General features: G+C 67.8%; 19 protein-coding genes. 6 read left to right on the top strand and 13 right to left on the bottom strand.

Annotated features, from left to right (window positions below; translation table 11 throughout):
- Positions 1 to 32: 32 nt before the first annotated feature.
- From mfd to rlmJ, 6 genes are all read right to left on the bottom strand, one after another.
- Positions 33 to 3,518: a transcription-repair coupling factor gene (mfd, locus tag OVA13_RS07205; protein WP_267793099.1), complete on the bottom strand. Its 3,486-nt coding sequence runs from the start codon at positions 3,516 to 3,518 to the stop codon at positions 33 to 35.
- 106 nt (positions 3,519 to 3,624) lie between these two features.
- The gene (locus tag OVA13_RS07200) at positions 3,625 to 3,897 is read right to left on the bottom strand and encodes a DUF4242 domain-containing protein (protein ID WP_267793098.1); all 273 of its coding nucleotides are present in this window, start codon (positions 3,895 to 3,897) and stop codon (positions 3,625 to 3,627) included.
- Positions 3,898 to 3,917: 20 nt separating this feature from the next.
- Positions 3,918 to 4,967, bottom strand: a complete 1,050-nt coding sequence (locus OVA13_RS07195) for a class I SAM-dependent methyltransferase (protein WP_267793097.1) — start codon at positions 4,965 to 4,967, stop codon at positions 3,918 to 3,920.
- Positions 4,968 to 5,094: 127 nt separating this feature from the next.
- The gene (locus OVA13_RS07190) at positions 5,095 to 5,643 is read right to left on the bottom strand and encodes a GNAT family N-acetyltransferase (protein ID WP_267793096.1); all 549 of its coding nucleotides are present in this window, start codon (positions 5,641 to 5,643) and stop codon (positions 5,095 to 5,097) included.
- Between the two features lie 77 nt (positions 5,644 to 5,720).
- Positions 5,721 to 6,680 carry a DUF808 domain-containing protein gene (locus OVA13_RS07185; protein WP_267793095.1) on the bottom strand — a complete coding sequence of 320 codons (960 nt, stop codon included), beginning with the start codon at positions 6,678 to 6,680 and terminating at the stop codon, positions 5,721 to 5,723.
- 55 nt (positions 6,681 to 6,735) lie between these two features.
- Positions 6,736 to 7,593, bottom strand: coding sequence for a 23S rRNA (adenine(2030)-N(6))-methyltransferase RlmJ (gene rlmJ / locus OVA13_RS07180; protein WP_267793094.1), 858 nt, complete (start codon positions 7,591 to 7,593; stop codon positions 6,736 to 6,738).
- Here rlmJ and creB point away from each other — a divergent pair.
- The 6 genes from creB (at position 7,592) to OVA13_RS07150 (ending at position 13,232) form a co-directional block, all read left to right on the top strand.
- A complete protein-coding gene (gene creB, locus OVA13_RS07175) occupies positions 7,592 to 8,299 on the top strand; it encodes a two-component system response regulator CreB (protein WP_267793093.1) in 708 nt (235 codons plus the stop codon). The two genes, rlmJ and creB, sit on opposite strands and share 2 nt — an antisense overlap.
- Position 8,300: 1 nt before the next feature.
- Positions 8,301 to 9,740 (top strand): two-component system sensor histidine kinase CreC, encoded by a 1,440-nt coding sequence (creC, locus tag OVA13_RS07170; protein ID WP_267793092.1) that lies wholly within the window; start codon positions 8,301 to 8,303, stop codon positions 9,738 to 9,740.
- A 131-nt stretch (positions 9,741 to 9,871) separates the two neighbouring features.
- Positions 9,872 to 11,242, top strand: coding sequence for a cell envelope integrity protein CreD (gene creD, locus OVA13_RS07165; RefSeq protein ID WP_267793091.1), 1,371 nt, complete (start codon positions 9,872 to 9,874; stop codon positions 11,240 to 11,242).
- Between the two features lie 5 nt (positions 11,243 to 11,247).
- Entirely contained in the window at positions 11,248 to 11,670 is a 423-nt protein-coding gene (locus tag OVA13_RS07160) for a hypothetical protein (RefSeq protein ID WP_267793090.1), read from the top strand.
- A 78-nt stretch (positions 11,671 to 11,748) separates the two neighbouring features.
- Positions 11,749 to 12,354 (top strand): GNAT family N-acetyltransferase, encoded by a 606-nt coding sequence (locus OVA13_RS07155; protein WP_267793089.1) that lies wholly within the window; start codon positions 11,749 to 11,751, stop codon positions 12,352 to 12,354.
- Entirely contained in the window at positions 12,351 to 13,232 is an 882-nt protein-coding gene (locus tag OVA13_RS07150; protein WP_267793088.1) for a carbon-nitrogen hydrolase family protein, read from the top strand. The genes OVA13_RS07155 and OVA13_RS07150 overlap by 4 nt, the downstream gene beginning before the upstream one ends.
- 10 nt (positions 13,233 to 13,242) lie before the next feature.
- Here the strand turns inward: OVA13_RS07150 and OVA13_RS07145 are convergent, their stop codons facing one another.
- The 7 genes from OVA13_RS07145 to OVA13_RS07115 form a co-directional block, all read right to left on the bottom strand.
- Positions 13,243 to 13,764, bottom strand: a complete 522-nt coding sequence (locus OVA13_RS07145) for a phosphatase PAP2 family protein (protein ID WP_267793475.1) — start codon at positions 13,762 to 13,764, stop codon at positions 13,243 to 13,245.
- A 7-nt stretch (positions 13,765 to 13,771) separates the two neighbouring features.
- Positions 13,772 to 14,917, bottom strand: a complete 1,146-nt coding sequence (locus tag OVA13_RS07140; RefSeq protein ID WP_267793087.1) for a glycosyltransferase family 4 protein — start codon at positions 14,915 to 14,917, stop codon at positions 13,772 to 13,774.
- A gap of 92 nt (positions 14,918 to 15,009) precedes the next feature.
- Positions 15,010 to 15,375, bottom strand: coding sequence for an MmcQ/YjbR family DNA-binding protein (locus OVA13_RS07135; protein WP_267793086.1), 366 nt, complete (start codon positions 15,373 to 15,375; stop codon positions 15,010 to 15,012).
- Between the two features lie 30 nt (positions 15,376 to 15,405).
- The gene (locus OVA13_RS07130; RefSeq protein ID WP_267793085.1) at positions 15,406 to 15,828 is read right to left on the bottom strand and encodes a hypothetical protein; all 423 of its coding nucleotides are present in this window, start codon (positions 15,826 to 15,828) and stop codon (positions 15,406 to 15,408) included.
- Positions 15,829 to 16,145: 317 nt separating this feature from the next.
- Positions 16,146 to 16,361, bottom strand: a complete 216-nt coding sequence (locus OVA13_RS07125) for a DUF4287 domain-containing protein (RefSeq protein WP_267793084.1) — start codon at positions 16,359 to 16,361, stop codon at positions 16,146 to 16,148.
- 93 nt (positions 16,362 to 16,454) lie between these two features.
- Positions 16,455 to 16,787: a hypothetical protein gene (locus OVA13_RS07120; RefSeq protein ID WP_267793083.1), complete on the bottom strand. Its 333-nt coding sequence runs from the start codon at positions 16,785 to 16,787 to the stop codon at positions 16,455 to 16,457.
- Positions 16,788 to 16,834: 47 nt separating this feature from the next.
- Positions 16,835 to 17,236 carry a hypothetical protein gene (locus tag OVA13_RS07115; protein ID WP_267793082.1) on the bottom strand — a complete coding sequence of 134 codons (402 nt, stop codon included), beginning with the start codon at positions 17,234 to 17,236 and terminating at the stop codon, positions 16,835 to 16,837.
- Positions 17,237 to 17,312 lie beyond the last annotated feature (76 nt).

Raw genomic sequence — 17,312 nt, 5'->3', positions numbered from 1 at the left:
CGCGCATCGTGCGCGTGGCGCACGCTACGTGGTCATGTGGCCAGGGTGGTCAGCAATCCCTTGGCCGCGTTGAAGCGGTCCGGCGCGTCCGGCAGCGGTACCTTGATGCGCAGCTTGTCGGGGCCGTCCATCGTGTAGAGCTTCGGTTGCTTCTGGATCAGCTGGATGACCGCCATCGGGTCGATGTTGGGCTTGCTTTCGAACACGATGCGCCCGCCTGCTTCGCCCAGCTCCAGCTTGCGGATGCCCAGCGCATTGGCGGCAAGCTTCAATTCCGCGGTGGCGAACAGGTACTTGGCCGGATCCGGCAGCAGGCCGAACCGGTCGATCATCTCCACCTGCAGGTCGCGCAGTTCGTCCCTGTCGCGCGCGCTGCTGATGCGCTTGTACAGCGTCAGGCGCGTGTGCACGTCGGGCAGGTAGTCGTCCGGGATCAGCGCCGGCACGTTGAGTTCGACCTCTGCGCCGCGGCGTTCCTGGCCCAGGTCGACATCGGGCAGGTGGCCGGCCTTGATCGAGCGCACGGCGCGCTCCAGCAGCTCGGTGTACAGGCTGAAGCCGACCTCGGCCATCTGGCCGCTCTGGTCCTCGCCCAGCAGTTCGCCCGCGCCGCGGATCTCAAGATCGTGCGTGGCCAGGGTGAAGCCCGCGCCCAGCTCGTCCATCGAGGCAATGGCTTCCAGCCGGCGTTGCGCATCGGCGGTGATGCTGCGCTTGTCCGGCACCACCAGGTAAGCGTACGAGCGATGGTGCGAACGGCCGACGCGCCCGCGCAACTGGTGCAGCTGCGCCAGGCCGAACTTGTCGGCGCGGTTCATGATGATGGTGTTGGCGTTGGGAATGTCGATGCCCGACTCGATGATGGTCGTGCACAGCAGCACGTTGAAGCGCTGCTTCTGGAAATCCAGCATCACCTGTTCCAGCTCGCGTTCCGGCATCTGTCCGTGTGCCACGCCGATGCGCGCTTCGGGCACCAGTTCCTGCAGGTCGCGCTGCATGCGGCCGATGCTTTCCACGTCGTTGTGCAGGAAGTACACCTGGCCGCCGCGCGACAGTTCGCGCTCGAAGGCCTCCTTCAGCATCGCCCCGTCCCACGGCGTGACGAAGGTCTGCACCGCCATGCGGTTGGCCGGCGGCGTGGCGATGATGGACAGGTCGCGCAGGCCGGCCATGGCCATGTTCAGCGTGCGCGGGATGGGCGTGGCGGTCAGCGTCAGCAGGTGCACGTTGGCGCGCAGGGCCTTCAACGCCTCCTTCTGGCGCACGCCGAAGCGTTGCTCCTCGTCCACGATCACCAGTCCCAGGTCCTTGAACTTCACGTCGGACTGCAGCAGGCGGTGCGTGCCGACGATCACGTCGATCCTGCCGTCGGCAAGCTTTTCCAGTTCGGCCTTGATCTCCTTGGCGGTCTTGAAGCGCGACAGCACTTCCACCTTCAACGGCCAGTCGGCGAAGCGGTCGCGGAAGTTGCGGTAATGCTGCTCGGCCAGCAGCGTGGTCGGTACCAGCACCGCCACCTGCTTGCCGGCGCTGGCGGCAGCGAAGGCGGCGCGCACGGCGACTTCGGTCTTGCCGAAGCCGACGTCGCCGCAGACCACGCGGTCCATCGGCTGGCTGCTGGCCAGGTCGCGGATCACCGACTCGATGGCATGGTGCTGGTCGGGCGTCTCCTCGAACGGGAACCCGGCCGCGAACGGTTCGTACATCGCGCGGTCCAGGTGCAGCGCCAGGCCGGCACGGGCCTGCCGGCGTGCCTGGATTTCCAGCAGTTCCGCCGCGACATCGCGGACCTTTTCCGCCGCCTTCTTCTTGGCCTTGGCCCAGGCTTCGCCGCCCAGCGAATGCAGCGGTGCCGTCTCCACCGATGCGCCCGAATAGCGGCTGATCAGGTGCAGCTGCGCCACGGGCACGTACAGGCGATCGCCCTTGGCGTACTCGATCTCGAGGAACTCGCCCGGCATGCCGCCGACATCCATCGCGATAAGGCCGCGGTAGCGGCCCACGCCATGGTCCTCGTGCACGATCGGCGCGCCTTCGGTCAGTTCGCCCAGGTCGCGGATGATCGCTTCCGGTTCGCGGCCGGTGCGCTTGCGTCGGTGCGCCTGCGTGGCGCGCTCGGGGAACAGCTGGCGCTCGGTCAACACGGCGAAGCGCGGATCGTCCAGCGCGAAACCGTCTTCCAGTGGCGCCACGCCGATCGCGAAGCGTGAGGAGCCGTGGCGGAAGGCGCCGAAGTCCGCCAGCACGTCCGGTTTCAGCTCCGACGCCTGCAGCACTTCCAGCAGCGCCTCGCGACGACCCGCCGAGTCGGCGGCGATCATCACGCGGCCGGGGTAGTGGGACAGGAATGATTTCAGCGCCTCACCGGCCGGCGCATCCTTTGCCGCGACCGGCAAGGGCGGCAGCGGCTGGTCGCCCAGCGGCAGCGCCTCCGCATACCGCGTGTGGTGCGGGCCGCAGACTTCCACGCGCGCGCCACGGTTCAGGCGCTCGCGCAGTGCTTCCGGCGGCAGGTACAACTCGTCCGGCGGCAGCAGCGGGCGCTCGATGTCGTGCCGGCGTTGTTCGTAGCGGTTCTGCGTCTGCGCCCAGAACGCTTCTGCCGCCTCGCCGAATCCGTCGCCGAGCACCGGCATGACGCGTTCGCCCAGGTAGTCGAACAACGTCGAGGTGGTGTCGAAGAACAGTGGCAAGTAGTACTCCACGCCCGCAGGCGCATGACCGGACTTCAGGTCCTGGTACAGCGCGCTGCGGCGTGTGTCCACGTCGAAGCGGTCGCGCAGCAGCGTCATCGCGCGTTCCACCGTGCGCTCGTCCAGCGGCACTTCGCGGCCGGGAAGCAGCTGCACGGCGTCGGTCTTTTCAAGTGAACGCTGGGTTTCCGGATCGAATTCGCGGATCGAATCGATGCTGTCGTCCAGCAGCTCGATGCGCAATGGCGCGTCGGCGCCCATCGGGTAGACGTCCAGCAGGCCGCCGCGCACGGCGAAGTCGCCCGGGTCCAGCACCTGCGGCACGTGGCGGTAGCTGGCCGATTCCAGCCGGCGTTTCTCTTCGTCGAAATCCAGTCGCTGGCCGACGCGGTAGTCGAAGCTGCCCCCGGCGATATGGCGCAGCGGCGCCAACCGCTGCATCAGCGTCTGCACCGGCACCACGACGATGCCCTGCTTCAGCGTGGGCAGCCGATGCAATGCGGACAGTCGCTGCGAGACGATGTCCGGATGGGGGCTGAACTGGTCGTAGGGCAGGGTTTCCCAGTCCGGGAACGGCACCACCGGCAAGCCGGCATCGGTGCCCATCAGGGTGTGCAGGTCCGCTTCGATCTGGTGTGCGTCGTGGTTGTCGCGTGCGACCACCAGCACGGGCCCGTCATGCGCCCGCGCGGCGGCGGCGATGAACCAGGCCAGCGCGGTCGGTGACGCAGTCGCGCGCCACCAGGCACGCGACTGCGTGCCGCGGGGCAGCGGCGGGATGGCGGCGGGGGTGGTGGAGGCAGGCGTTCTTTTCTTGTCGGTCATGGGCGCACAAAACAGCGGCAGCGCCGGATACAGGGTATCCAGCGCACAGGACGCACAGTTTACCGCCTGCGCACCCCGCAGCCGTGACGGCGGCCCCGCGCGGGCGTCACTCGGCCGTCAGCGGATCGATGACGCTGCTCACCACCGAGATGCGGTTGGCCGGGAAGCCACCCCGCTGCGCGTGCTCCCGTACCAGCGCCTCATTGGGCGCGCGATAGACGCAATAGACCTTGTCGTCGGTGACGTAGCTGTGCTCCCACTGGACCTGCGGGCCCAGCTCGTTCAACACGCTGCATGACGTCTGCGAAACGGACTTCAGTTCGGCAGGCGTCATCAGGCCGGCGCCTTCGATGTCGCGTTCGATCAGGTAGCGGGGCATCGCGTTCTCCTTGGGATGGGTCAGGGCCTGGCTTCCAGTACCAGGTTGAACGGCGTTTGCGCCGCGCGCCGGAAACGCCGGAACCCGCCTTCCGCCATCACCTGGTGCAGGCGGGCCTGGCCGGCCTGGGCGCCCAGCGCCGGGCCATGCCGGGCCAGCGACACCGGCACGCAGATCTGCGAGGAAGCGCCGTAATAGACGCGTCCCACCGGGTTGAGGTTGTCCTGCACGTGGTCGCCGGCGAAAGGCTCCACCAGCAGGCAGTGGCCATCCGGCTTGAGCGCGTCATGGGCGTGCCGGGCCGCGCCGATCGGGTCACCCATGTCATGCAGGCAGTCGAAGAAGGTGACCAGGTCCAGGCTCTCCTCGCCATAGCTGACGGCGTCGGCCACTTCGAAACGCGCGTTGCGCACGCCGCTCGCCTGCGCGCGTTCGCTGGCGGTACGGATCGAGTCCGCATGGTAGTCGTAGCCGACGAACTGCGAATGCGGGAAGGCCTTGGCCATCAGCACCGTGCTGGCGCCGTGGCCGCAGCCCACGTCCGCCACCAGCGCGCCACGCTCGAGCTTCTCCACCGCGCCGTCCAGCGCGGGTAGCCATTCGGCCAGAAGGTGGGCGTGGTAACCGGCGCGGAAGAAGCGCTCGGTGCCATGGAACAGGCAGGCGTGGTGCTCGCCCCATTCCATGCCCTGGCCACTGCGGAAGTTCTCGGTGGTGCGTTCCAGCGCATGGAAAGCGGCTTCGACGATGTAGTAGGCGCCTGCCAGGTCGACCGGGCTGTCGGGATTGGCCAGGCAGAGCGCCTGCGCCTCGTCCAGCGAGTAGCGCCCGTTCGCCGCGTCGAAGCTGACGTAACCGCCGGCGGCCTGGTTGCCCAGCCATTCGCGGATGTAGCGTTCGTGGGTGTGGGTGCGCTGGGCCAGTTCGGCCGGCGTGGCGGGTGCATCGGCCAGGGCGCGGTACAGCCCCAGGCGATCGCCGACCAGCATCAGCGTGGCGCTGATCGCGGCGCCCAGGTCACCGACCGCATGCCCCAGGAACTCGTTGAGCCGGTGTTCGTCGATGCCCATCGCAAGGCCTCCTCGCCGCCGCGCGGCAAGGCCTGCCGCGAGCCCCCGGGAGGCAGGTTACGCCGATGCCCGCTCGCGTACAGGCCGTTGATCGGACCACGGTTTGCAGGAGGATCGGGACGGGACCTCAGGGGTCTTCGTTGAGGTCCAGCACGACACGGACCAGGCCGGGCGTATCGCCCTCGCGCAGGCGCTTGAAGCCCAGCGAGGTGGCCAACTGCAGCATGGGCTGGTTGGTGTCCAGCACGTCGCCGTACAGGCGGTCGAGCTTCTTGGAGCGGGCCCACTTGACCAGCTTGCGCATCAGGTGCCGGCCCAGGCCCTGGCCGGCGATGAAATGGCTGACCAGGATGGCGTACTCGGCATCGCGGGTACGCGGCACGATGGAGGCACGCGCCACCGCCCCCACCAGCGCTTCACCGGGCGGAAGCGGCTCTGCCGCCACCAGGGCGAATTCGTTCTGCGGATCGGGATGGCACAGGCGCTGCGCCATCTCCGGGGTCAGTTCCTTGATCGCGTAGAGGAAGCGGTGGCGGATTTCTTCCGGACCCAGCAGGGTGAAGGCGCCCTGGATGGGGCCGGCATCCTCCGGCCGGATCGGACGGATCATCAGCTCGCGGCCGCTGGGCAGGCGGAAGTGCTCGTGCCAGGGCGGAAGTCGTTTCGGCGCGGTCATGTCGGCATGCTCGCATGAATGGATTGCGGCGGGGAGTGACTCCAGCACCCGCCCCGGGGAGCGGGTATTGCCTTGATTCAGCCTGCCGTACCGGTCGCCGGCTTGCGCAGGCGCGACACCGCCTTGACCACCACCAGCACGATGATGCCCATGGCGATGCCCACGACGGCGTTGTACAGCATCGAGACCAGGCCGCCGAAGCTGCCGTGCACGTAGGGTTCGATGAGGTGGTGCAGGGCGGGCACGCTGTGCACCAGGATGCCGCCGCCCACCAGGAACATCGCCGCGGTGCCCGCGATGGACAGGAACTTCATCAGCCACGGCGCGCTGCGCAGGATGCCGCGGCCGAACGCCCGCTTGAAACCGGCCCAGCCGCCCGGGCGCGCATCGCCGGTCAGCGCCAGCCCGGCGTCGTCCAGCTTCACGATGCCGGCCACCAGGCCGTAGACGCCCACGGTCATGATCAGCGAGATGGCGACCAGGGTCATCAGCTGTTCGGTGAAGGTGCGGCCGACCAGCGTGCCCAGCGAGATGACGATGATCTCGGCCGACAGGATGAAGTCGGTACGGATGGCGCCGCGTATCTTGTCCTTCTCGAACGCGAGCATGTCGACGTTCTCGTCCTGCACGGCCTTCACCAGCGCCTCGTGGTGCTGCTGGTCCTCGTGCTTGTCGTGCAGGAACTTGTGCGCCAGCTTCTCCACCCCCTCGAAGCACAGGAACGCACCGCCGATCATCATCAGCGGCGTCACCAGCGGGATGTTGTAGCCCCTGCCGTGCAGCCAGGTCTCCAGCGCGCTGATCGCCAGCGCGGCCGGCACCAAGATGACCTTGTTGACCAGCGAACCCTTCGCGACCGCCCACACCACCGGCAGCTCGCGGTCGGCGTTGACGCCGGTCACCTGCTGCGCGTTGAGCGCAAGGTCGTCGCCCAGTACGCCGGCGGTCTTCTTGGCGGCGACCTTGGTCATCACCGACACGTCGTCCAGCAGGGTGGCGATGTCGTCGATCAGGGCAAACAGACTGGATCCGGCCATGGGGTTCGCAGAGTAGGGAAATGGGAGAGGCGCGATTCTCGCACAGGCGCCGTGATCAACCGGCGGCGCGCAACCATTCCAGCCGCGTGCTGGCGCCGGGCTCGCCCAGCACCTTCTGCAGCACGGGCAGGACGGGAGCGATGGCCTGTTCCAGCTGCCACGGCGGATTCACCACCAGCATCCCGCTGCCATTGAGGCGCAGCGGGGAGTCGTCCGGGCGCACCTGCAGTTCGGCCACGAACGACGATTTGGCCGGCAGCGCGGCGGCCTTGCGGAAGAAGGGCAGCAGGCTGCGGCGCTGCTTGATGGGGTACCAGACCGCATAGGTGGCCGCCGGCCAGCGCTCCAGCGACTCACGCAGTGCGCTGATGATCTGCGGGTACTCGGCATCCTGGGCTTCGTAGGGTGGATCGATCAGCACCAGCCCACGCGCGATGCGGGTTTCGCCGCTGCGCGGCGGCAGCAGTGCCTTCATCGCGGCGTAACCATCGCGGGCATGAACGGCCACGCGGCTGTCGTGGGCGAAAAGCTCCTTCAGCGCCTGTGCTTCCTCCGGCTGGAGTTCGCAGGCCGCCAGCCGGTCCTGTTCGCGCAGGGCCTGTGCGACCAGCAGCGGCGAGCCGGGGTAGGCGACCAGCGCGCCCACCGGATTGTTGGCTTCCACCGCGCGCAGGTAACGTTCGGCCAGTTCCGGCAGGCGCGGTTCGCCCGCCAGCTTGAATACGCCGTCCTCGGCTTCCGAGGTCTTGCGGCTTTCCACCCCGCCCAGCAGGTAGCGCCCGCGCCCGGCATGCGTGTCCAGCACGAAGAACGGCGTGTCCTTGCGCTTCAGCGCGTCCACCAGGGCGAGCAGGATGATGTGCTTGAGGACATCGGCATGGTTGCCGGCGTGGAAAGCGTGGCGGTAATTCATGCCGCGCAGCATATATGCTTGTCCCATGCCGCGCGTATTGATTGCCGAAGACGAACCCGCCATCGCCGATGCCGTGCTGTACGCATTGCGCAGCGAAGGGCTCGAGGCCGACCACTGCCTGCTGGGCCGCGAGGTGCTGCCGCGCGTGCGGGCCGGTGGCGTGGACGTGGTGGTGCTGGACGTGGGGCTGCCGGATGCCAGCGGCTTCGACATCTGCCGCGAACTGCGCGCAGTGAGCGACGTGCCGGTGATCTTCCTGACCGCGCGCAACGACGAGATCGACCGCGTGCTGGGCCTGGAACTGGGTGCCGACGACTACATGGCCAAGCCCTTTTCGCCGCGCGAACTGGTCGCACGCGTGCGGGCACGCCTGCGCCGGGTGCCCGTGGCCGGCGTCGCCGCCGATGCGTGGACGCTGCGTGGCGAGTTCGCGCTGGACGGCGAAGGCCACCGCATCCGTTTCCGTGACCAGCTGCTGGACCTGACACGCTACGAGTACGCGCTGCTGTCCGCCCTGCTTCAACGCCCCGGTGCCATCCTGACCCGTGCGCAGCTGATGGACCGCGGCTGGGACAGCGACGCCGACAGCGCCGACCGCACCGTGGACACCCACATCAAGACGCTGCGCGGCAAGCTGCGTGCGGCCGGCGCCGACCCGGACCCCATCCGCACCCATCGCGGGCTGGGCTACGCCATCGAGGCCTGACATGCGCCTGGGCATGCGGTTGTTCCTGGGGTTCTTCCTGATCGCCGGGTTGGCTGCGTTCTTCGTGATGCGGGTGTTCGTCAACGAAGTGAAGCCGGGCGTGCGGCAGGCGATGGAATCCACCCTGGTCGACGCCGCCAACGTGCTGGCCGTGATGGCGGCCGACGACATGAAGGCCGGGCGCATCCGCGACGGCGAGTTCGCACGGCGGCTGACCGAAGCCGGCCGGCGTGACCTGAAGGCGCAGGTCTGGAGTTTCCCCAAGCGCCACCTGGACTATCGCGTCACCATCACCGACACGCGCGGCATCGTGGTCTACGACACCGCGGGCCGGGATGTGGGCCGCGACAATTCCCGCTGGAACGACGTCTACCGCACGCTGCGCGGGGAGTACGGCGCGCGCTCCAGCCCGGAAACCCCGGGCGACGCCAGCCGCACCGTGATGCATGTGGCCGCCCCGATCCGCGACCCCGCCGACGATGCCCGCTTGATCGGCGTGCTGACGGTGGCCCAGCCCAACCACACCATCGACCCCTTCATCGCCGCCAGCCAGCGCGCCATCCTCCGCCAGGGCGCCTGGCTGATCGGCCTGTCGGCGTTGATCGGCGTGCTGATCACCTGGTGGCTGGTGCGCGGCATCCGGCGGCTCAACCGTTATGCCCAGGCCGTCAGTGCCGGCGAGCCGGTCCCCCCGCCCGAGCCACGGCGCGACGAGATCGGCGACCTGGGGCAGGCCATCGAGGACATGCGCCGCAAGCTGGAAGGCAAGGCCTACGTCGAGCAGTACGTGCAGTCGCTGACGCATGAGATGAAGAGCCCGCTGGCGGCCATCCGCGGCGCCGCCGAACTGCTGCAGGAGCCATTGCCGGAAGCAGACCGCCAACGGTTCGCCCGCAACATCCATACCCAGGAACAGCGCCTCACCGAGACCATCGACAAGCTGTTGGCGCTTGCGGAGGTGGAACAGCATGGCTGGCTGCAAAAGCGCGAACGGCTCGACGTGGGTGCCCTGATGGCGCAGGCCGCGCAGGGACTGGAAGGCAAGCTCGCCTCGCGCCAGCTGCAGTTGCAGGTCGTGCCTCCCGCCGAGGCGTGGGCGGTAGAAGGCGATGCCTTCCTGCTGCGGCAGTCGTTGTCGAACGTGCTGGACAACGCGATCGCGTTCTCGCCGGCGGGTGGCATCATCCGGCTGCAGGCGCAGGCTGACGGCGAGCGCGTGCAGGTGGTGGTGGCCGACCAGGGGCAGGGGGTGCCGGATTACGCCGGTGCACGGGTGTTCGAACGCTTCTATTCGCTCGCCCGCCCTGACACCGGGCAGCGGAGTTCCGGCCTGGGCCTGCCGTTCGTGCGTGAAGTGATGCGCCTGCACGGGGGAGACGTAGCCCTGCGCAACCGCGCCGAAGGCGGGGCCGAAGCCGTGTTGTCGCTGCCCCGGGTGTGATGCCGCGAAGCAATCCGCTCTCCCGGTGCGGTAGGGCCCACGGCGTCGACTTCACACAGACTTCAAATCCGCTTCCTGCCGGTTGCACGTGACGCCCTGACGATGTCCCCGTACTCAACCGGGGCCATCCAATGAAATCACTGCGTCTTCTATTGCGCTTCCTCACCATCGGCGGGCTGGTCCTGCTGCTGCTTATCCCGTTGCTGATGATCCGCGGCACCATCCAGGACCGCGAGCGTTATCGCGCGCAGGCGGTGCAGCGCGTGTCGCAGAGCATGGCCGGCCCCCAGCAGGTGGTCGGGCCCTTGCGCGTGGTGCCTTGGAAGGAGACGCGGCGGGTCAACGCGGTGAAGCCGGACGGCACGCCGGAACTGCGCCATGAGGTGGAAGAGGGTTATGTATTCCAGGCGCCGACGACGCTGGCCGTGGAAGGCGGGCTGCAGCCCGGCCAGCGGCGCATCGGGCTGTACGAAGTCAGGGTCTTCGAGTGGAAGGCCGCGATGAAGGCGTCGTTCGAACCGATGGCGTTGACCGAGGTCGCGGGTCGGACGTACGGGCAACCGTACATCGCGCTGGGCCTGGCCGACGTGCGCGGCCTGGTGGGCACGCCCACGTTGAAGGTGGATGGCGTGGCCAGGGCCATGGTCGCCGGAACAGGCGCCATGTCCGGCCGCATGGATGGCCTGCACGCGGTGCTGGAAGACACGGGCATGCAGTTGCCGGCCAGTGCTGCGCAGCTCACCATGACGCTGGCGGGTACGCAGTCGCTGGGAATCGCGCCGGTGGCGGACAGCAACGACATCGCGCTGCATTCGGCATGGCCGCACCCGCTGTTCGGCGGCCGCTTCCTGCCCAACCAGCGCACGGTGGATGGCAGCGGGTTCACCGCGCGCTGGGAAATCTCCTCGCTGGCCAGCGCCGCGCAGAGCCAGCTGGAAACCGGCGTGTCGGGCAAGCTGACGCGACCGCAGACACGCGTGTCGTCTTCGGAAGCGTCGCTTGACGAAGACGGCGCCGCCATCGACAGCGTGGTGGTCAGCCTGGTGGATCCGGTGGACGTCTACACGCAGGCCGATCGCGCCAGCAAGTACGGCATCCTGTTCGTGGTGCTGACCTTCGTCGGCTTCGCGCTGTTCGAACTGATCAAGCGCCTGCCCATCCATCCTTTGCAGTACCTGCTGGTGGGCCTGGCGCTGGCGATCTTCTTCCTGCTGCTGCTCAGCCTGTCCGAGCACATCAGTTTCTGGAAGTCCTACGTGCTGTCGGCCACGGCCTGCATCGGTTTGCAGTTCGTCTACCTGTCCGGCGTGCTGAAAAGCTGGCTGCGCGCCGCGGGCTTCGCCACCATGCTGACCACGCTGTATGGCGTGCTGTACGGCCTGCTGGTCTCCGAAGACAACGCCTTGCTGATGGGCTCGCTGCTGCTGTTCGGCATCCTGGCCGCCATCATGTGGGTGACACGCAAGATGGACTGGTACGCGTTGAGTACGGAACTGCGCTGAGGCGCATGATGCTGGACGTCGCCACCCTCCATCGCCGCGCCCGCCGGGTGCTGCCGGACAAGATCCAGACCCGCGGTGTCGTGATCGATGCCGTAGACGAGAAACGACTGGCGGCGTTGCTGCTGCCGCTGGGCCGTTGTCGTCGCGGTGCAATCCTGTTCGAACTCTCTTCGGCCACGCTGTCGGCATTGGCGACCCGTTCCCTAGCATTCCTGCAGGATGCGTTGACGGCCAGGGAAGGCCTCGCACGGCAGGCGGCGCCGCTTGCGTATCACGCGTGGCAGGCGGTTTCGCAAGGCGCATTCGAAGGTTTCCGTACCACCAGTCGTGATGGTCGTGCTTCGCTGTGGCTTGCACCGTGTGCAGGACTGGCGATGTATGCGTGGGACGACCGCGGGCTTGCCGCGCCCACGCAGGACCCGTCTTGAACGAGGCGCGGAACGTCCCCCCGTCCGGGTAACCCAACCCATCTCGCCCCGGCCGGTGGCGTGCGCTAGAGTTCAGGGATGACCTCTGCGCACACCATCGGCCTTTTCCGTGGGCCGGAGATCACGCCCTGGCTGGACGATGTCGCGCGCCTGCGCGTGATCGTGTTCCGCGACTGGCCCTACCTGTACGAAGGCGACCTCGCATACGAGCGCGATTACCTGGCGGCGTATGCGGCATCGCCCGAAAGCCTGTTCGTTCTGGCGATGGAGGGCGGGCAGGTGGTCGGCGCATCCACCGGCCTGCCGCTGGTGGACGACACCGAGGCCTTTCGCCGTCCCTTCCTCGATTCGCACATCGATCCGGACGAGGTCTTCTACTTCGGGGAATCGGTGCTGTTGCCGTCGCATCGCGGTCGTGGCATCGGCCATGCGTTCTTCGACCATCGCGAGGCGCATGCGCGCGCACTGGGACGTTTCCGCTGGACCGCGTTCTGTTCGGTCGACCGCGATCCGGATGACGCGCGACAACCCATCACCCACCGCCCGAACGACGTTTTCTGGCACAAGCGCGGCTACCGGCGCCAACCGGGCATGACGATGCACCTGGCGTGGCACGAGACCGGCCGTGGCGAGGTGGATCATGCATTGACGTTCTGGTTGCGACCCCTGGAGACCACACCATGAAAGTGGCCGTTGCCAAGTATCGGATCCAGGCGCCAGCCGACTTCGCGGCCTTCGCCGAAAGGCAGGCGCGGGTGCTCGGTGACGCGGCCGCGCAAGGCGCGCGCGTGGCCGTGCTGCCGGAGTATCTGTCGCTGGAACTGGCGGCCACGTTCGATGCCGCCACGCAGGCCGACCTGCACGTGTCGCTGGCCGCGATCCAGCGGTACCGCGAGGACTGGCTGGCGTTGTACGCAGGGCTTGCGAAGGAAATGGACCTGCATGTGGTGGCCGGCACGTTCCTGCTGGCGCAGGGCGCCGGGCGCTACCGCAACCGTTGCGACGTGTTCGCGCCGGACGGCGCGCATCTGTGGCAGGACAAGCTGCAGCTGACGGGTTTCGAGAAAGGCCTGGGCGTCATCGATGGCGGTGACGCGCTGAAGGTGTTCGACATCGGAGGGGTGCGCACCGGTGTGGCGGTCTGCTACGACATCGAGTTCCCGCTGCCCGTGCGTGCCCAGGCCGAAGCCGGCGCGCGCCTGCTGCTGGTGCCCAGCTGCACCGATACGGAGGCCGGCGCCACCCGCGTGCGCGTGGGGTGCCTGGCGCGCGCGCTGGAGAACCGCGTGTTCGTCGCACAGTCCGTCACGGCCGGCGAAGCGGCGTGGAGCCCCGCGCTCGACGTCAACACCGGCGAGGCCGCGATCTTCGCGCCGATGGATCGTGGCTTGCCCGCGGATGGCGTGGTGGTACAGACGGCCGGCGAGACCGCGTGGGCCATCGCCGACATCGACATCGATGCGCTGGAGCGCAGTCGCGATGCGGCACAGGTGGCGAACGACCGCGACTGGCCGGGCCAGCTGCAACCCGCGATCACGCGTGCACGGGTGGAGAAAAGCTGACGATTTCCGTTCAGCCCAGCAGGCTGACGCCGGGCACCAGCCAGATCGACAGGGCCGCCAGTGCGCTGCCGATGGCCGTCGCGGCCAGTACGTCGCTCGGGTAGTGCAGGCCGAGCACGACGCGCGAAGCGGCCACGCAGCCCGCGAACGGGATCAGCAGCGGCGCCAGCACCGGGTAGTGCGCCAGTGCCACCAGCGTGAACGCCACCGCGTGCAGCGTGTGCCCGGACGGGAAGCTGAACTCGTCCAGCGGCGCGATCCAGGCGCGGATGCGCACGTCGGAGGCGAACGGGCGCGGCCGCCGCGTCCAGCGCTTGAGCAGCTTGTACAGCGTCAGCGCGATCACCCCGGTCGCTGCGAGGTGCGCGGAGGCGGCGAGGCCTTCCAGGCCATCGGCCACGATCAGCGCCGCCATAAGCACATACCAGAACACGCCATCGCCCAACCGGCTGACGATGGCGAAGAAGCGACGCACGCCGCTCCATTCGCCCCAGCGGTTGGCACGCAGGCACCAGCCGGTATCCCGGCCCATGAAGGCGTTACGCGGCAGCAACGGACGCATGGTGGCTTCTCCGGGTCAGGGCGAGATCGGTCAGCAGGGCGTCGAAATCGGCCGCCACCTGCTCCGGGCGCAGGGCGCGCATCGCGGTGGCGGCGGCTGCGCCCATCGTCCGACGCAGGGCGGGCTGAGAGGCCAGGTGTAGCGCTGCGGCCGTGAAGGCCGCATCGTCGTCCACGGCGGCACCGTGCACGCCGTCGACCAGGTGCTCGCGCGCGGCGCCGTAGTTGAACGCCACCGTCGGCACGCCGCTGGCCATCGCTTCCAGGGTGACGTTGCCGAAGGTTTCGCTGTGGCTGGAAAACAGGAACAGGTCGCCGCTGGCGAAGTGTCGCGCCAGCGCTTCACCGCGCTGCACGCCGCAGAAGATGAAATCCGGATGGTCCTGCGCCAGCCGTTCGCGGATCGGGCCGTCGCCCACCCACACGAACTTCGCGGCCGGATGCTGTTGGCGGATCGCCTGGAAGGCCCGGATCGACAGATCCAGGTTCTTTTCCGCGGCGATACGGCCCACGTAGATCACCGCCAGGTCGTCCGGCTGCAGGCCCCACTGCGCGCGCAGGATGTCGTCGCGGCGTGCCGGGCTGAAGTGCTGCGCATCCACCGCGCGCGCCAGCCGCACCACGTGGTGGAAGCCCTGCGTCTGCAGGAAGTCGGCCAGCTCGCGCGTGGGCACCAGCGTGGCGTGCGCGCCATTGTGGAAACGTCGCATCCAGCGCAGGGCCGTGTGTTCGAGGAAGCGCGCGCCGTAGTCGCGCATGTATTCGTCGAAGCGGGTGTGGAAGCCGGTGGCCACCGGAATGCCTAGCCGGCGCGCGGCGCGCACGGCGGACCATCCCAGGGGACCTTCCGTGGCCACGTAGATCGCGTCCGGCGGGGATTCCTTCCATTGCGCCAGCAGACGCCTTGTGGCGGGCAGGCCGAACTTCAGGCCCGGATAGCGGGGCAGGCTGGCGCCGCGTACGAGCACCGTGTCATCCGCTGCAATGGCGTCGGTCGCCTGCCGCGGCCGCACCAGCGACACCGCGTGTCCCCGCTGGCGCAGGCCGGTTTCCAGCCCGTGCACGGTGAGGGCGACGCCGTTGACTTCAGGCGGGTACGTTTCGGTGACGATGGCAAAGCGCATGCGCGGCTCCACGTTTTGCGCATGCTGGGGGTGGCAGATGTAGCGGATGTGTCGGATCGGTGACCGTGGGATGACGATGTACGTGGCTGCGCCTACTGACCCCGTTTTCGTTCAGGATCGGCTGCAGGTCGCTTGCGCGCTGGTTTTGCATCCTTGCGCACACGGGTCTCATGGGCCTTCGTCACCAGCGCCCTGACGACCGCGGGCGTAGCCTGCGCCAGCGTGATCCGCAGCCCCAGGACCTTGCTTCCCCAGAAAAGTTTCTCCACGAACGCGGGATACATCGCCAGGGCCTGCTCGCGGTCTTCTTCATCGAGGAACACGTGCAGATGCGTTTCCTCCGGCGGGAGGGTCACGAAGATCTTGCCCCGCACACGGAACGACGAATACGTGTGGTGAGGTTCCTCGGTGACCGCCTCGAGCGACAGCGCATGCGCGCGGATGTCGGCCATTTTCATCGGTGGCTCCTTGCGGCTGACGTGCGCCTTTCAGGCTGCGCGCTTGCCCCGCCCCGCCAACCGGTGCCCCAGCCACGCCATCGGCAGGTAGGCGAACACCAGGTCCACCACGGTGAACCACAGCGGCGAAGGCAGCATGGCGACGGCCGCGATGCCGCCGATCAGGAAGCAGGCACCGATCACCGACGCGGGGCCGCCGGTCCGCCCGGGCGTGATCAGCGTGGCCACGAAGGCGCCGACAAGCGTGCCGACGGCGTGCGCCAGGAAAGGGAACAGGAAGTGCTTCGGCTCGAACAGCGGCATCGCCGCCTTCAGGCCCTCGGTGGTCGTGGTATCGACACCCGCGGGCGGGGGAATGACCTGGCCACTCAGCATGACCAGCGCCATGTTGACGAGACTGCCGGCGAACAGGCCGGCGATGACCGCCAGGGTCAAACGGAACACACGCTTCATGACAACCTCCGGCAAGGATGCAAGGGACTGCCCGTCGGCGTGGGGCCGGCCGTGACGGCGCGACTATAGCTGAGGGCCGCGTTGGTGGCACCGGAGTGCGGGTGGCCTCACATCGCCCACGAAGCGGCCGGGAACCTGCGGCGGCGCCGGAAGACCGGAGCGGATCCAGGCGGTGACATCCTCCGTCCTGCTTCCCACAGTAAGGCCCGGCTGCCGCTCTTTCCCTTGTCATGTCGTATGGCGATCCAGGCGATCACTCGGGGGCCGATGGAAGCAACATCGGATGCGCGCCGTCGCCGACGGTCCGCCGTCACGCGCTATGTGCCCTGACGCGACCGGTGATAGGCCACCAGGGCGTTCGCATGGCCATGCCCTATCTGGTGTTCGTTCTTCAGCAGTACGACCTGCTCCATGTGTTTCAGCGCCGGTGCCGCATCCAGCACCGCCAGCCAGTGCGCCACCGGCTTGCCGTACGTCTTCTCGATGGAGGGGAAATAGGAGGCGGGGCCCTGGGGCTTCTTGTTGTCTGCCATGTCGATCTTCCTGTGGGGGGATTGATGGGACGACTGCCTCGTCCTCTTGTCATCCGCGACGAACGGCAGGCATGCATTTCGACAAGCCGGTCGTCAGCGAGTCGGCAGGAAGAGCTCGACCTTGCCGCAGCCCTCACACGCAAACACATGGAAGCCCTGCCGACGCACCATCAGCTCCCCAAGTCCGCCCAGCAGGAATGGCGCCGCCTGCGAGCCTTCGTGGAAGCGCATCAGACCCTGGGACGCCATCGGTTGCCGGCAGCGCAGGCAGTCCAGTTCGCGTTCCAGGGGTTGCGTGATGGGTACGTCGTCGCGCACGAAGTCAGGTGCGGGTGGTTCCCCATGGATGCCCGTCCCGCAATTCCAGCAGATGTCGAACGCGGTTCCGTTCGATTGGCCGCAGACGGGGCAATTCCAAGCATCCATGAGATTCCTTTCGGGTCTTCTGTGCCGGGGTCTGGCATCGTCGACACTCAACCAATGTTTTTTTCGGACAGTTCGACGACATAGGTTCGGCCGCCTTCGGCCTCCGACTGCACGACGCAGTCATAGGCCGGACAACCGGGATGGTCGGGGCGAGAGGTCTGGAAGTTGTAACTGACCATGCCTGCGACCAGCATATCGGGAGCGAATCCTTCTTTCTGGAGCAGGGCAGGCAGGATCGAGGACAGCTGCATCACCAGATTTCGCCCAGGGTCCGGCAGCACCGGAAGCGATGTGCCTGCCAGCAGATCGACGCGGACCTGGCCGCCAGCGGCCCTCACCGCACGGGCAAAATGATTGAGGGCATAGTCATCGGTCCAGTAGTTGAGCGTACTGCCGAACTGAGCGCAGAGATTGTGGGCAACCGATCTGAGCGGTTTCAACGATGCCACGTCATCGGCCCCATGAACTCGCACATCAGGTGAGTGGGACAGCCGTGCTCCTGAACTCTGGTGATCCACGCGACGC

This window comes from Pseudoxanthomonas sp. SL93 (genome assembly GCF_026625825.1).
Classification (GTDB): Bacteria; Pseudomonadota; Gammaproteobacteria; order Xanthomonadales; family Xanthomonadaceae; genus Pseudoxanthomonas_A.
The sequence above is the reverse complement of the archived record's forward strand: the minus strand, read 5'-3'. Positions and strand labels throughout refer to the sequence as shown.

Excerpts from the sequence above, each read along its gene's own strand:
- mfd (WP_267793099.1), bottom strand. The coding sequence starts at position 3,518 with ATGACCGACAAGAAAAGAACGCCTGCCTCCACCACCCCCGCCGCCATC.
- OVA13_RS07200 (WP_267793098.1), bottom strand. The coding sequence starts at position 3,897 with ATGCCCCGCTACCTGATCGAACGCGACATCGAAGGCGCCGGCCTGATG.
- OVA13_RS07195 (WP_267793097.1), bottom strand. The coding sequence starts at position 4,967 with ATGGGCATCGACGAACACCGGCTCAACGAGTTCCTGGGGCATGCGGTC.
- OVA13_RS07190 (WP_267793096.1), bottom strand. The coding sequence starts at position 5,643 with ATGACCGCGCCGAAACGACTTCCGCCCTGGCACGAGCACTTCCGCCTG.
- OVA13_RS07185 (WP_267793095.1), bottom strand. The coding sequence starts at position 6,680 with ATGGCCGGATCCAGTCTGTTTGCCCTGATCGACGACATCGCCACCCTG.
- creB (WP_267793093.1), top strand. The coding sequence starts at position 7,592 with ATGCCGCGCAGCATATATGCTTGTCCCATGCCGCGCGTATTGATTGCC.
- rlmJ (WP_267793094.1), bottom strand. The coding sequence starts at position 7,593 with ATGAATTACCGCCACGCTTTCCACGCCGGCAACCATGCCGATGTCCTC.
- creC (WP_267793092.1), top strand. The coding sequence starts at position 8,301 with ATGCGCCTGGGCATGCGGTTGTTCCTGGGGTTCTTCCTGATCGCCGGG.
- creD (WP_267793091.1), top strand. The coding sequence starts at position 9,872 with ATGAAATCACTGCGTCTTCTATTGCGCTTCCTCACCATCGGCGGGCTG.
- OVA13_RS07160 (WP_267793090.1), top strand. The coding sequence starts at position 11,248 with ATGATGCTGGACGTCGCCACCCTCCATCGCCGCGCCCGCCGGGTGCTG.
- OVA13_RS07155 (WP_267793089.1), top strand. The coding sequence starts at position 11,749 with ATGACCTCTGCGCACACCATCGGCCTTTTCCGTGGGCCGGAGATCACG.
- OVA13_RS07150 (WP_267793088.1), top strand. The coding sequence starts at position 12,351 with ATGAAAGTGGCCGTTGCCAAGTATCGGATCCAGGCGCCAGCCGACTTC.
- OVA13_RS07145 (WP_267793475.1), bottom strand. The coding sequence starts at position 13,764 with ATGGGCCGGGATACCGGCTGGTGCCTGCGTGCCAACCGCTGGGGCGAA.
- OVA13_RS07140 (WP_267793087.1), bottom strand. The coding sequence starts at position 14,917 with ATGCGCTTTGCCATCGTCACCGAAACGTACCCGCCTGAAGTCAACGGC.
- OVA13_RS07135 (WP_267793086.1), bottom strand. The coding sequence starts at position 15,375 with ATGAAAATGGCCGACATCCGCGCGCATGCGCTGTCGCTCGAGGCGGTC.
- OVA13_RS07130 (WP_267793085.1), bottom strand. The coding sequence starts at position 15,828 with ATGAAGCGTGTGTTCCGTTTGACCCTGGCGGTCATCGCCGGCCTGTTC.
- OVA13_RS07125 (WP_267793084.1), bottom strand. The coding sequence starts at position 16,361 with ATGGCAGACAACAAGAAGCCCCAGGGCCCCGCCTCCTATTTCCCCTCC.
- OVA13_RS07120 (WP_267793083.1), bottom strand. The coding sequence starts at position 16,787 with ATGGATGCTTGGAATTGCCCCGTCTGCGGCCAATCGAACGGAACCGCG.